Source organism: Pseudomonas kilonensis, assembly GCF_001269885.1.
GTDB classification, from domain to species: Bacteria; Pseudomonadota; Gammaproteobacteria; order Pseudomonadales; family Pseudomonadaceae; genus Aquipseudomonas; species Aquipseudomonas kilonensis.
Map to the genome: position 1 here is coordinate 14565 of NZ_LHVH01000014.1, position 14070 is coordinate 28634.

Here is a 14070-nt window from a genome sequence, read left to right on the forward strand (position 1 = left end):
ATTAAGGAGTATTGGGGTGTCGAGTACCGAAGATGAACAGCTGGCGGATTTGAAGGACTGGTGGACGCGCAACGGCAAGCCGCTGGTCACTGGCGGCCTGTTGGCGCTGGTCATCGTGTTCGGCTGGCAGGCCTACCAGAAATACCAGAGCAACCAGTCGCAAGGCGCCTCGGTGCTCTACCAGCAATTGCTGGAAACCACCCTGACCCCGGACGGAAAGCCTGACGCGGCCCGCGTGGCGGACCTGGCCGGCAAGCTGGACAAGGAATTCGGCGGCACTGCCTACGCCCAATACGGTCGCCTGTTCGTGGCCAAGGTGGCGGTGGACAGCGGCAAGCTGGACGACGCGGCCACCGAGCTCAAAGGTATCGTCGACAAACCGGCCAACCCGACCCTGGGCGAAGTGGCGCGTCAGCGCCTGGCGCAGGTGCTGGCGGCACAGAATAAGGCCGAAGACGCCTTGAAGCTGCTCGAGGGTGATGCCGACAAGGCATTCCTGGCGACACGCGAAGAACTCAAGGGCGACCTGCTGGTACAGCTGGGCCGTGCCGATGAGGCCCATGCGGCCTACCAAAAAGCCAAGGCTGCGCTGTCGGATGAAGCTGCAGTCGGTGGCCTGCAAATCAAGCTGGACGACCTGGCCAAAGGGGATGCGTGACGTGATCCGTTGGAAACATGCAGCATTGCTGGCTCTGGCCATTCTGGCCGCGGGTTGCAGCAGCAACAGCAAGAAAGAACTGCCGCCGGCCGAACTGACCGACTTCAAAGAAGAAGTCGTGCTGCAGAAGCAGTGGAGCCGTTCCATCGGCGATGGCCAGGGCGAAACCTACAACATGCTGGTGCCGGCCATTGACGGCGACACCATCTATGCAGGTGATGTCACGGGCGTGGTGATGGCGATGGACCGCACCAACGGTGACGTCAAATGGGAAAAGGATCTTGAACTGCCTGTTTCCGGCGCCGTTGGCGTGGGTTACGGCCTGGTCATGATCGGCACGCTCAAAGGCGAGATCGTCGCCCTGGACGCGAGCAGCGGTGAAGAGAAATGGCGCGCCCGCGTGACCAGTGAAGTGCTCGCACCGCCGGCCACCAACGGTGATGTGGTGGTAGTCCAGACCCAGGACGACCGTCTGATCGGCCTGGATGCCGCCACCGGCAACCAACGCTGGTTGTACGACAGCACCCCGGCGGTACTGACCCTGCGCGGCACCAGTGCGCCGATCGTCACCAACCGTCTGGCGGTGGCTGGTTTGTCGACCGGTAAAGTGGTGGCCCTGGATGTTTCCAACGGCGTGCCGGTGTGGGAACAGCGTGTAGCGATCCCGCAAGGTCGTTCGGAGCTGGAGCGTGTGGTCGACATCGACGGCGGCTTGCTGCTGTCCGGCGGTACCCTGTACGTCGCCAGCTACCAGGGCCGCGTGGCGGCACTGGACCTGGAAAGCGGTCGTCCGCTGTGGCAGCGCGATGCGTCCAGCTACGCCGGTGTCGCCCAAGGCTTTGGCAGCGTCTACGTGAGCCTGTCTTCGGGCACCGTCGAAGGCGTTGACGAGCGTTCCACCACCGCCTTGTGGAGCAACGACTCCCTGGCCCGTCGTCAACTGTCGGCCCCGGAAGTGTTCTCCAGTTACGTTGCAGTGGGTGACCTGGAAGGTTACCTGCACCTGCTCAGCCAGGTGGACGGTCGTTTCGTCGGCCGTGAGCGCATCGACAGCGACGGCCTGCGTGCCCGTCCGCTGGTGGTGGGCGACATGATCTATGTGTATGGCAACAGCGGCAAACTGGAAGCCCTGACCATCAAGTAAGACTATGCTTGGGGCTAATCCCCCAAGCGGCCTTGTTCACAAGGTTTGCAGGGCTTCTACAGACTGCCCCGAGCACCAGCCGCTGCCTCGCAGCGGCTTTTGTATTTTCTGAAATAACGAAGTGGAGAGCCGCATGGTTCCCGTAATCGCCCTGGTGGGCCGACCGAACGTCGGCAAGTCCACCTTGTTCAACCGCCTGACCAGGACTCGCGACGCCATTGTCGGCGACTTGTCCGGTCTGACCCGTGATCGCCAATACGGTGAGGCCAAGTGGCAAGGGCGTACCTATATTCTGGTCGACACCGGCGGCATCTCCGGTGATGAACACGGCATGGACGAAAAAATGGCCGAGCAGTCGCTGCTCGCCATTGAAGAAGCCGATGTGGTGCTGTTCCTGGTAGACGCCAAGGCCGGTTTTACCGCCGCCGACCAGATGATCGCCGAGCATTTGCGCAAGCGTAACAAGCGTTCCTACGTGGTCGCCAACAAGGTCGACAACATCGACCCGGACATGGCCCGCGCCGAGTTCGCCCCGTTGGGCATGGGCCAGGCGATTCCGATCGCCGGCGCCCACGGTCGCGGCATCACCCAGATGCTGGAAATCGCCCTGGCTGATTTCCCCAAGGACGACGCGGAAGAACCGGAAGACGGCGAGGAAGAGATCGTTGCCGAAGGCGAGGAAGCCAAGCGCATTCCGGGCCCGAGCGAAAAAGACGGGATCAAGATCGCCATCATCGGCCGCCCGAACGTGGGCAAGTCGACGTTGGTCAACCGCATGCTCGGTGAAGACCGGGTCATCGTCTATGACCAGCCTGGCACCACCCGCGACAGCATCTACATTCCCTTCGAGCGTAACGAAGAGAAGTACACGCTGATCGACACCGCCGGTGTGCGCAAGCGCGGCAAGATCCACGAAGAAGTTGAAAAGTTCTCCGTGGTCAAGACCCTGCAGGCGATCAAAGACGCCAACGTGGTGATCTTCGTGATGGACGCCCGCGAAGGCGTGGTCGATCACGACCTCAACCTGCTGGGCTTCGCCCTGGAAGCCGGTCGTGCGCTGGTCATCGCGATCAACAAGTGGGACGGCATGACGCCGAGCGAACGGGATTTCGTCAAGATCGAATTGCAGCGCCGGCTGTTCTTCGTCGACTTCGCCGACATCCACTTCATCTCGGCCCTGCACGGCACGGGCGTGGGCAACCTCTACGCTTCGGTGCAGAACTCGTTCAAGTCGGCGGTGACCCGCTGGCCGACCAACCGCCTCACCCAGATCCTCGAAGATGCGGTCGGCGAGCACGCGCCACCGATGGTCAACAACCGTCGGATCAAGCTGCGCTACGCCCACTTGGGCGGTGCCAACCCGCCGATTATCGTGATCCACGGTAATCAGATCGAGAAGGTGCCCAAGTCGTACGTTCGTTACCTGGAGAACACCTACCGTCGCGTCCTGAAGCTGGTCGGCACGCCGATCCGCATCGAGTTCAAGGGCGGCGAGAACCCGTACGAAGGCAACAAAAACACGCTCACCGACCGTCAGGTCAACAAGAAGCGCCGCTTGATGTCGCACCACAAGAAGGCCGACAAGAAACGCCGCGACAAGCGCTGATCCAGTCTGGATCTGGGACTGTGAAGCTGTGAAGCTGTGAAGCTGTGGGAGCAAGGCTTGCCCGCGATGAACGATAACGCGGTTTAGCTGTTACACCGCGGCGCGGCCATCGCGGGCAAGCCTTGCTCCCACAGTCTTGCTTACCACAGTTCTGGTTCCCACAGGGCATGAGTCTTCAGCATGAGAAGGGTGCCCTTGGCGGCACCCTTTTTCATGCCCGGCGATTGGGCTATTCTCGAGCTCTCCCGTGCCGCACCAGAGCCGGGTGCAGAGCAGGGACCCTTCATGATCACCAGCAAGTTGCCGAATGTCGGCATCACGATTTTCACCCAGATGTCCCAGCTCGCCGCGCAGACGGGCGCGCTGAACCTGTCCCAGGGTTTTCCCGATTTCGATGGTCCGCAGGCCCTGCGCGATGCGGTCGGCCGGCACATTGCCCAAGGTCATAACCAATACTCACCCATGACCGGTTTACCCGCCCTGCGCCAGCAGATCGCGGCAAAGATCGCCCGCAGCTATGGCGTCAACGTCGATGCCGACCAGGAAGTCACCGTGACCCCTGGCGCGACCCAGGCGATTTTCTGTGCCATTGCGGCGGTGGTCCACAGCGGCGACGAAGTGATCGTCTTCGACCCCAGCTACGACAGCTACGAGCCTGCCGTGCAATTGGCCGGCGGGCATTGCGTGCACGTGCCGTTGGGCCTGGATGACTTTGCCATCGACTTCGAGAAACTCGGCGAAGCCCTGAGCCCGCGTACGCGCATGATCATCCTCAACTCGCCACACAACCCCAGCGGCGCCCTGATCAGCCGCGCCGAACTGGATCAATTGGCGACGCTGATTCGCGACCGTGACATCTACCTGGTCAGCGACGAGGTCTACGAACACCTGGTGTTCGACGGCGTCGCCCACGCCAGTGTCCTGGCCCATGAAGAGCTGTACCGCCGCGCCTTCGTGGTCAGTTCGTTCGGCAAGACCTACCACGTCACCGGCTGGAAAACCGGCTACGTGGTGGCGCCAGCGGCCCTGACGGCGGAACTGCGCAAGGTGCACCAGTACGTCAGCTTCTGCGGCGTGACGCCGTTGCAGTACGCCCTGGCCGACTACATGGCCGAGCATCCGGAACACGTCGATGAACTGCCGGACTTCTACCAGGCCAAGCGCGACCTGTTCTGCGATCTGCTGGCGCCGTCGCGCTTCAGCTTCAAGCGCGTGACCGGCACTTATTTCCAGTTGGTGGATTATTCGCAGATTCGCCCGGACCTGAATGACGTCGACATGGCGGTGTGGATGACCCGCGAGCATGGCGTGGCGACGATTCCGATCTCGGTGTTCTACCAGCACCCACCACAAGGCCAGCGCCTGGTGCGCCTGTGCTTTGCCAAACGTGAGGAGACGCTGCGCGAAGCAGCGCAAAAGCTATGCGTGATTTGAGCACATTGCCGGACCTCGACATTGCCCTGGTCCAGACCACCCTGGCCTGGCACGACCGCCGGGCCAACCTGGAACATTTCGAAGCGTTGCTGGAGCAGGCACGCGGGGCCGATTTGATCATCCTCCCGGAAATGTTCACCACGGGTTTCTCCATGGAGTCCGAGACCCTGGCGGAGCCGGAGAACGGCCCGACGCGCCAATGGCTCAAGGCCCAGGCGGCGAAGCTGGACGCAGTGATTACCGGCAGTGTGATCATCCAGGCCGCTGACGGCAGCCATCGCAATCGCCTGCTCTGGGCGCGGCCGGATGGAGAAGTGCTGCATTACGACAAGCGCCATCTGTTTCGCATGGCGGGGGAGCACAACCACTACACCCCGGGTGAGCGACAGGTGCTGTTCGAGCTCAGGGGCTGGCGGATTCGTCCGCTGATTTGCTACGACCTGCGCTTCCCGGTCTGGAGCCGCGATGCCGAGGACACCGACCTGCTGCTGTACACCGCCAACTGGCCCGGGGCGCGGCGTCAGCATTGGAACCGGCTGTTGCCGGCCCGGGCGATCGAGAACCTGTGCTACGTGGCGGCGGTAAACCGTGTCGGTACCGACGGCAAGGGCTTCGCCTATACCGGTGACAGCCAGGTATTGGATTTCCAGGGCGAGAGCTTGCTCAGCGCCGGTGAGGCGGATGGTGTGTTCAAGGTGTGCTTGAACGCAGCGGACCTGGCGGCGTATCGCACGCGGTTTCCGGCGAACCTGGATGCCGACTCGTTCGAATTCATCTAACTGAAACGTTTCAACCCTTCAGGAACGGTGTTGCGTGCCGATAACCGGTCAGCCAAGGAGAAGTCCCTATGACCAGCATCAGCGCAACCACCGTCAACCCGTACCCGACGTCGGCCCCTAAAGTCTCTATCAAGGGGGCGGAAGAGGAAAAAGCGGTCAGCCCTGTCGCCTCGACTGAAACCGATGATGACAAAGACAAGACACTGCAGGTCGATACCCGTGGCGCAAACGTCGCCGGTGCGGGTGCCGAGGCGGGTGGCAGCATCATCGAACAGTTGAAGAAGCAGATCGAGCAGGCCGAAAAACTATTGGCCCAGCAGCAGGCCCAACTGGCCCGCGTGCAGAAGAGCCAGGCCAGCGAAGAGCAGAAAGCCCAGCAGGCCATGGCCCTCCAGACCCAGATCATGGGCACCCAGGCGACATTGCAAACCCTGCGGGCATCGTTGCTGCAGGCGATGACCATCTCGATCGATACCCATGCCTGACATCTCGGTCGTCTAGTAGGGCCCCTTCGCGAGCAAGCCCGCTCCCACAGGAGATTTCTGCCAGACACAGAGTTTGTGTCCGCCGCAGATCCATTGTGGGAGCGGGCTTGCTCGCGAAGAGGTCGGAACAGCCACCCCAAAATCAAGCCAAATAAAAAAGGCCCCAGGGTTCACACCTCGGGGCCTTTTTGATTTTTCAGCGACCGATCAGGCCGCCTTGGCTTCCGGCTGGCTCAGCGACCGGTTCAGTGCACTGAACAGCGCCTTGAAGCTGGCGGTGGTGATGTTTTCATCGATGCCCACGCCGTGCACTGCACGCTCGCCGTTTACCCGCAGTTCGATGTACGCCGCCGCCTTGGCATTGGTGCCGGCGCCGATGGCGTGTTCGTTGTAGTCCATGATCTCCACCGGAATTGGCAGGCCGGCCACCAGCGCTTCCAGCGCGCCGTTGCCCTTGCCGCGCCAGTGCAGGTTGGTCTCGCCCTGGCCCTTGCTCGCCACTTCCACTTCCACGGCGCTGTTGCCGTTTTCTTCCTGCAGGCGATGGCTGACCAGCGCGTACGGAGTGTTGGCTTGCAGGTATTCACGCTGCAGCAAGGCGTGGATCTGCTGGGCCGTCATTTCCAGGCCCAGGCGATCGGTTTCGCGCTGTACCACCTGGCTGAATTCGATCTGCATGCGACGCGGCAGGCTGATGCCGTATTCCTGTTCCAGCAGGTAGGCGATGCCGCCCTTGCCCGACTGGCTGTTGACGCGAATCACTGCCTCGTAGCTGCGGCCGATGTCGGCCGGGTCGATCGGCAGGTATGGCACTTCCCACAGACCGTCCGACTTCTGCTGGGCGAAGCCTTTGCGGATGGCGTCCTGGTGCGAGCCGGAGAACGCGGTGTGGACCAGGTCGCCAACGTACGGATGACGCGGGTGCACCGGGATCTGGTTGCATTCCTCGACCACTTTGCGCACGCCGTCGATGTCGGAGAAGTCCAGCCCGGGGTTGATGCCCTGGGTGTAGAGGTTCAGCGCCACGGTCACCAGGTCGACGTTACCGGTGCGTTCGCCGTTGCCGAACAGGCAGCCTTCGACACGGTCGGCGCCGGCCATCAGGCCCAGCTCGGTAGCGGCCACGCCGGTGCCACGGTCGTTGTGGGTGTGCAGGCTGATCAGCACGCTGTCACGACGGGTGATGTTGCGGTGGAACCACTCGATCTGGTCGGCGTAGATGTTCGGCGTGGCGACTTCCACGGTAGCGGGCAGGTTGAGGATCACCTTGCGCTCGGGCGTCGGGTTCCAGACTTCGATCACCGCGTCGCAGACTTCCTTGGCGAATTCCAGCTCAGTGGCGCTGAAAGTCTCTGGCGAATACTCGAACTGCCACTGGGTTTCCGGCTGCTGCGCGGCGTATTTGACGAACAGCTTGGCCGCGTTCACCGCGATTTCCTTCACGCCTTCCTTGTCCTGGTTGAACACGATGCGGCGGAACGACGGGCAGGTGGCGTTGTACAGGTGGACGATGGCTTTTTTCGCGCCGCGCAGGGATTCGAACGTACGGGCGATCAGGTCTTCACGGGCCTGGGTCAGCACCTGGATGGTGGTGTCGTCCGGGATGTGGCCTTCTTCGATGAGGGTACGCACGAAGTCGAAGTCGGTTTGCGAAGCGGCTGGGAACGAGGCTTCGATTTCCTTCACGCCCACCGCGACGAGGGTTTTCCAGAAGCGCAGCTTCTTGACCGCGTCCATCGGCTCGATCAGCGACTGGTTGCCGTCGCGCAGGTCGGAGCTGCACCAGATCGGCGCGGCGGTGATGGTCTTCGACGGCCAGGTGCGATCCGGCAGGTTGATGGTCGGGAAGGCACGGTATTTGGAAGACGGGTCTTTGAGCATGCTCATGGGGAAATCCTTATTGTCGTGGCCGGAAAAAGGCGGCCTGCCGGTGGTTCGATGGGGGTGGCTTCACAGCCGGGACGAGGTGCCGCGATTCAGCCCGGCAGTCGTGCGCTGACGAGGCACAGGCTGCGGTGCTGGCGAAGCTGAATGAGGGTGTGAGAGGTTTTCATGCCCTCAACCCTAACCGCGTGGGGAGAGGATCGCAAGCAGTCGGAAAAAATTGAGAGAAGTTCTGCTTTTAGGCGGGTTTGCGAGATTTAATCGCGTGACTATCAGGTATTTGTAGTTTTATTGCGTCGATGCTTGTCACTCGGCAATCCATGGCGAAGAGTTGCGATGCCGCTGGCCCTTTCGCGAGCAAGCCCGCTCCCACAGGGGAATGTGGATGATTTCAGAATCAACGCTGTACCTGTGGGAGCGGGCTTGCTCGCGAAGAGGCCAGTAGCCTCACCGCAAAAGCTCAGGGTTGGAAAGCGCCGATAAAAATCGCCGGATCCACCCGCGCATCGTTCAGGCTGATGTTCCAGTGCATGTGCGGCCCGGTCGCGCGGCCGGTGGCGCCGACCTTGCCCACCACGGTGCCCCGGGCCAGTTGCTGGCCGACCTTCACGTCGATCTTTGACATGTGGCAGAACATGCTGATGAAGCCCTGGCCATGGTCGACGAACACGGTGTTGCCATTGAAGAAGTAATTGCCGGTGAGGATCACCTTGCCGGCGGCCGGGGTCTTGATCGGCGTGCCGGCGGGCACGGCGAAGTCCAGGCCGGCGTGGGGGTTGCGTTCTTCGCCGTTGAAGAAGCGGCGCACGCCGAACTTGCTCGACAGCGGGCCGTTGACCGGTTTGTCCAGCAACAGGTTGCTGGGGATGTTCGGGCTGAAGCTGCGGTAGGCCTTCAGTTGCACCGCCAGTTCGGCCTCGATGCGTTTGAGGTCCGCCGGGTTCGGGTTGACCTGGCGCTTGTTCTTCAGGGTGATGTGTTGCTCCGGGTACTTCTTGTAGCCGACCACGAACGGCTGGGTGCCGCCGCCACTGCTGATCTGTTGCGTGCCGGGCTGCACCGTCAGCGGGATACCGACAATCGCCAGCCAGTTGTCCTGTTCCTTGACCACCAGCACCGGCTTGCCCTGGTAACTGGCTTTCGGTGCCTTGGCGGCGCTGCCCAGGTCCACCACGGCCACGCCGCCGGGCACCGGCTTGTTCAACAGGCGGGTGATGTAACTGTCGGCGTGGGCGTTGAAGCTCAGGCACAGCAAGAGCAAAGGGGCGAGATATCGCGGCATGAATCAATCCAGTAAAGAAAGGGTGACCGGCGTCAGGTGATTGTCTTCGACGCGCACCAGCAATTCGCCTTCGCCGAGCTTGGCGGTCAGGCGCTGGCCGGTCTGGGTTTGCCCGGCACTGCGGATCGCCTGGCCGCGTTCGTCGAGCAAAATGCTGTAGCCGCGGCCGAGGGTCGCCAGGGGGCTGACGATGTGCAGCGTCTGCATCTGGTTGTGCAATTGCACGCGGCGCGTCTTGAGGCCTTCGCGCATGGCCCGGGGCAGGCGTTCGGCCAGGCTGTCCAGGCGCTGGCGCAGCAAGGCCAGTTGCCGGCCCGGATGTTGCCCGGCCAGGCGGGTTTCCAGGCGGATCAGGCGTTCGCGGCGGGTATTGAGGCTGCGTTCGAACGCCCGGCGCATGCGCATGTCCAGGTCGTCGAGGCGTTGGGCTTGCTGGCGCAGGCGTTCACCGGGGTGGCGCAGGCGTCGGGTGAGGCCCTCGAGGCGCAGTTGATCGCGCATCAGCCGGTCACGCATGCGCATCACCAGTCGGCGATGCAGGCTTTCGACCCGACGCACCAGGTCGCCGGCATCCGGCGCCAGCAGTTCGGCGGCGGCGGACGGGGTCGGGGCGCGGACGTCGGCGACGAAATCGCTGATGGATACGTCGGTTTCATGGCCCACGGCGCTGACGATCGGCGTGACGCAGGCATCCACCGCCCGGGCCACGGCTTCTTCGTTGAAGCACCACAAGTCTTCCAGCGAACCGCCGCCCCGGGCCAGGATCAGCGCATCGAAACCACGGGCGTCGGCCAGCTTCAGGGCGCGGACGATTTGTGCGGTGGCTTCGCGACCTTGCACGGCGGTGGGGATCAGCGTCAGGGCAATCTGCGGCGCGCGGCGGCGGAACACGCTGATGATGTCGCGGATCACCGCGCCGGTGGGCGAGCTGATGATGCCGATGCGTTGCGGATGGGCCGGCAGCGGCACCTTGCGCTCGGCACTGAACAGGCCTTCGGCGCTGAGTTTTTCCTTCAAGGCATCGAAGGCCAGGCGCAGGGCGCCATCGCCGGCCGGCTCGACGGTGTCGAGGATCAACTGATAGTCGCCACGGCCTTCGAACAGCGAGACCTTGCCGCGCACTTTCACCGCCAGCCCGTCCTTCAAGGCCTGGCGCACCCGCGCGGCATTCTGCCGGAACAGCGCGCAACGCACCTGGGCGCCACTGTCCTTGAGGGTGAAGTACACATGGCCAGAGGCCGGGCGGGCGAGGTTGGAGATTTCGCCCTCGACCCAGATGTTGCTGAACACGTCTTCGAGCAACACCCGCGCACGGCCGTTGAGCTGGCTGACAGTCAGGACTTCGCGGTCCAGGCCCAGTCGGGCAAAGGGATCTTTAATCATGGGCGGCATGATAAGGGGATTCGCAGGGGAATCTCCATGTGTACAGATAATTCCTCCTGTGCACTGCCTGTCAGACCTAGCGCCTTCGCGAGCAAGCCCGCTCCCACAGGTACAGCATCAATCTTGAAATCGCCGATATCCCCTGTGGGAGCGGGCTTGCTCGCGAAGGCGCTAGGTCTGTCACCACAAATGCTGGATATGCCCCCGACCTCTGGCTAAAGTCCCCGCTCTCCTCATCAAGGAAGTGCCGGATGAATCTTCTCCCATGGCTGGGCCAATGGGCCTTCGCCCCCATGGAATGGCTGGTGATCGGCTCGGCCATTGCCCTGGCCTACATCGTGTTCGGCATTGCCGGGTTCGGCACGGCGCTGGTGGCCGCGCCCATCCTGCTGCTGTTCATGCCGCTGTCGAAAATCGTCCCGCTGCTGGTCTTGCTCGATTTCGTCGCGGCCTTCGGCAACTTGCTGCCCTCGCGCCGAGATGTGTCCCGGCCGGAGCTGCTGCGGTTGCTGCCGTGCATGGCACTGGGTTGCACCCTCGGGGTGATTTTCCTGCTCAACCTCAAGTCCGATCTGTTGTTGCTGTTGATGGGGCTGTTCATCAGCTGCTATGCGATCTACAGCCTGTTGATAAAAACCCGGCCGACGCAGTTGTCAGCGCGGTGGGCGTTTCCGATGGGCACGGTGGGCGGGATGTTCGGCGCGTTGTTTGGCAGTGGCGGCTTTTTATATGCCATCTATCTGAACAGTCGCTTGCCCAAGGACGCGGCCCGAGCCACGCAAAGTGCCCTGATCAGTTGCAGCACCGTGGTGCGCCTGAGCCTGTTTATCGTGGCCGGGGTGTATGCCGAGCTACCCTTGTTGGTACTGGCGCTGTGTTTGTTGCCGGCCATGGCGCTGGGGTTGTGGGTAGGGCGTCGCTTGACCATGAAGATGTCGCGAGAGGCATTCGTGCGGCTGGTCACCTGGCTGGTGCTTGCCAGCGGCCTCGCGTTGATCGGGCGCTACCTGAGTGCTTGACCTGGCCCTGCCAGGGATTAAGCTGCCGGCCTTTGATCAGACCCTGCCAGGGAAACAGCCAGGCCTCGCCATGAACTCGCAAAGCATCATCGTTCCGAAAATTTCCACCCTGCCGGTCCACGAGCCTCGGGCCCGGGCGATCGTGCGCTGGTTGGTGCGCAAGAATATCGTCGAAGAACAACTGACCACCTGCGGGCGCACTGGCAGTCGCATGGCCCACGCCATCGCCTCCGGTGCCCGCGAGGTGGTCATGCACCCCGAAGCCTTGCCGTTCGGTGAGGCGATCAATGGCCTGGAGATCATCACCAAGCGCTGCATCTATACGCCGGCCAAGGGCTTTCTCGAAGAAGCCGGTTGCGCCGAGTGCCGCAAGGAAGTCGGCGAAGCGCTGTTCGAAAGCCTGGAAGACTGGATGCCGGCGCGCACCGACAACTTCACCTGCCCCGAATGCGGCCATGAAGATGACATCAACGGCTTCCTGTTCCTGCAGCCCTGCGGCTTTTCCAACCTGGGGTTCATCTTCAACAATTGGCTGGAGGCGGGGTTCAAGCAGGACTTCCTCGATGAATTCGCCGATTGGCTCGACCAGCCGGTGAGTTGGGTGAAGGTGGAGTTGTAGATAGGTACACCACAGGATGCTTTTGTGGCGAGGGGATTTATCCCCGCTGGGCTGCGCAGCAGTCCCCAAGCAGTCGACTCAATCTGCCAGATGTACCGCATGGTCTGGGTTTAGGGCCGCTTCGCGCCCCAGCGGGGATAAATCCCCTCGCCACAGGGTTTGGTGTACAACAAGAATTGTTGGTTTTAGCCCGTCAATCAGCCCGGCAATAATAGACAGAGTTTTACATTGAGCCAGACGGGGTCCATGAGTATAATGGCGCGCTTCCATTTTCCCGCTCGGGAGCCCCCGCGATGCTGCGTATCAGCCAAGAAGCTCTGACCTTCGACGACATTCTCCTAGTGCCCGGTTATTCCGAAGTACTGCCTAACGAAGTCAGTCTCAAAACCCGTCTCACCCGTGGCATCGAACTGAATATCCCCCTGGTTTCCGCCGCCATGGACACCGTGACCGAAGCCCGTCTGGCCATTGCCATGGCCCAGGAAGGCGGTATCGGTATCATCCACAAGAACATGACCATCGAACAGCAGGCCGCCGAAGTGCGCAAGGTCAAGCGGTTCGAGGCTGGCGTGGTCAAGGATCCGATTACCATCGAGGCTGACGCCACGGTCCGGGATCTGTTCGAACTGACCCGCATGCACAACATCTCCGGCGTTCCGGTGCTGCACGATGGCGACCTGGTCGGCATCGTCACCTCCCGCGACGTGCGTTTCGAGAATCGCCTGGATGCCACCGTCCGCCAAGTGATGACGCCTAAAGAGCGCCTGGTCACGGTCAAGGAAGGCACCAACAAGGACGAAGTCCGCGAGTTGCTGCACAAGCACCGCATCGAGCGCGTGCTGATCGTCGACGACAAATTCGCCCTCAAGGGCATGATGACCGTCAACGACATCGAAAAAGCCAAGGCCTACCCGCTGGCCAGCAAGGACGACCAAGGTCGTCTGCGCGTCGGCGCTGCGGTCGGCACCGGCAAGGACACCGGTGACCGTGTCGCCGCCCTGGTCAGTGCCGGTGTTGACGTGGTGGTGGTCGACACCGCCCACGGCCATTCCAAAGGCGTGATCGACCGCGTTCGCTGGGTCAAGCAGAACTTCCCTGAAGTGCAGGTGATCGGCGGCAACATCGCCACCGGCGCTGCCGCCAAGGCCCTGGCCGAAGCCGGCGCCGACGCGGTCAAGGTCGGTATCGGCCCTGGCTCGATCTGCACCACCCGTATCGTTGCCGGTGTCGGCGTGCCGCAGATCAGCGCCATCGCCAACGTCGCCGCCGCCCTTGAAGGCACCGGCGTGCCGTTGATCGCCGACGGCGGTATCCGCTTCTCCGGTGACCTGTCCAAGGCCATCGTAGCCGGTGCCTCCTGCGTGATGATGGGTTCGATGTTTGCCGGTACCGAAGAAGCACCGGGCGAGATCGAGCTGTTCCAGGGCCGTAGCTACAAGGCTTATCGCGGCATGGGTTCGCTGGGCGCCATGTCCCAGGCCCAGGGCTCGTCTGACCGTTACTTCCAGGACTCCTCCGCGGGTGCCGAGAAGCTGGTGCCGGAAGGCATCGAAGGTCGCGTGCCGTACAAAGGCACCCTGAGCGCCATCATCCATCAACTGATGGGCGGCCTGCGTTCTTCCATGGGCTACACCGGCAGCGCCAACATCGAAGAGATGCGCACCAAGCCTGAATTCGTGCGTATCACCGGCGCTGGCATGGCCGAGTCCCATGTCCACGACGTGCAGATCACCAAGGAAGCGCCGAACTACCGCGTAGGTTAAGGCCTTCAGCAAAA

At 62.4% G+C, this 14070-nt stretch carries 12 protein-coding genes; 9 read left to right on the plus strand and 3 right to left on the minus strand.

All coding sequences use genetic code 11. The features are described from left to right. The first annotated feature begins 16 nt into the window (after positions 1-16). The 6 genes from AD662_RS04885 (at position 17) to AD662_RS04910 (ending at position 6106) form a co-directional block, all read left to right on the plus strand. Positions 17-658 carry a YfgM family protein gene (locus AD662_RS04885; protein ID WP_018607675.1) on the plus strand — a complete coding sequence of 214 codons (642 nt, stop codon included), beginning with the start codon at positions 17-19 and terminating at the stop codon, positions 656-658. Next, entirely contained in the window at positions 651-1802 is a 1152-nt protein-coding gene (gene bamB / locus AD662_RS04890) for an outer membrane protein assembly factor BamB (protein ID WP_014336700.1), read from the plus strand. The genes AD662_RS04885 and bamB overlap by 8 nt, the downstream gene beginning before the upstream one ends. Before the next feature lie 133 nt (positions 1803-1935). Beyond that, entirely contained in the window at positions 1936-3408 is a 1473-nt protein-coding gene (gene der, locus AD662_RS04895) for a ribosome biogenesis GTPase Der (RefSeq protein WP_053178266.1), read from the plus strand. Between the two features lie 285 nt (positions 3409-3693). Continuing rightward, positions 3694-4842 (plus strand): pyridoxal phosphate-dependent aminotransferase, encoded by a 1149-nt coding sequence (locus tag AD662_RS04900; RefSeq protein ID WP_018607670.1) that lies wholly within the window; start codon positions 3694-3696, stop codon positions 4840-4842. Then, positions 4830-5621, plus strand: coding sequence for an amidohydrolase (locus AD662_RS04905; protein ID WP_029866701.1), 792 nt, complete (start codon positions 4830-4832; stop codon positions 5619-5621). Before AD662_RS04900 ends, AD662_RS04905 begins: the two co-directional genes overlap by 13 nt. Before the next feature lie 68 nt (positions 5622-5689). After that, positions 5690-6106 carry a hypothetical protein gene (locus AD662_RS04910; protein ID WP_018607665.1) on the plus strand — a complete coding sequence of 139 codons (417 nt, stop codon included), beginning with the start codon at positions 5690-5692 and terminating at the stop codon, positions 6104-6106. Between the two features lie 207 nt (positions 6107-6313). Here AD662_RS04910 and leuA read toward each other — a convergent pair whose 3' ends face one another. The 3 genes from leuA to xseA form a co-directional block, all read right to left on the minus strand. Then, a complete protein-coding gene (gene leuA / locus AD662_RS04915; protein ID WP_024616419.1) occupies positions 6314-7993 on the minus strand; it encodes a 2-isopropylmalate synthase in 1680 nt (559 codons plus the stop codon). A gap of 457 nt (positions 7994-8450) precedes the next feature. After that, positions 8451-9272: a peptidoglycan DD-metalloendopeptidase family protein gene (locus AD662_RS04920; RefSeq protein ID WP_053185812.1), complete on the minus strand. Its 822-nt coding sequence runs from the start codon at positions 9270-9272 to the stop codon at positions 8451-8453. Between the two features lie 3 nt (positions 9273-9275). Further along, positions 9276-10655 (minus strand): exodeoxyribonuclease VII large subunit, encoded by a 1380-nt coding sequence (gene xseA, locus AD662_RS04925; RefSeq protein ID WP_024616421.1) that lies wholly within the window; start codon positions 10653-10655, stop codon positions 9276-9278. Between the two features lie 251 nt (positions 10656-10906). Between xseA and AD662_RS04930 the strand changes: the two genes are divergently transcribed. The 3 genes from AD662_RS04930 (at position 10907) to guaB (ending at position 14056) form a co-directional block, all read left to right on the plus strand. Continuing rightward, the gene (locus AD662_RS04930; RefSeq protein ID WP_053185815.1) at positions 10907-11674 is read left to right on the plus strand and encodes a sulfite exporter TauE/SafE family protein; all 768 of its coding nucleotides are present in this window, start codon (positions 10907-10909) and stop codon (positions 11672-11674) included. A 70-nt stretch (positions 11675-11744) separates the two neighbouring features. Continuing rightward, positions 11745-12293, plus strand: a complete 549-nt coding sequence (locus tag AD662_RS04935) for a hypothetical protein (protein ID WP_053185981.1) — start codon at positions 11745-11747, stop codon at positions 12291-12293. Between the two features lie 293 nt (positions 12294-12586). Further along, on the plus strand, positions 12587-14056 hold the full coding sequence (guaB, locus tag AD662_RS04940; protein WP_024616424.1) for an IMP dehydrogenase: 1470 nt from the start codon (positions 12587-12589) through the stop codon (positions 14054-14056). Positions 14057-14070 lie beyond the last annotated feature (14 nt).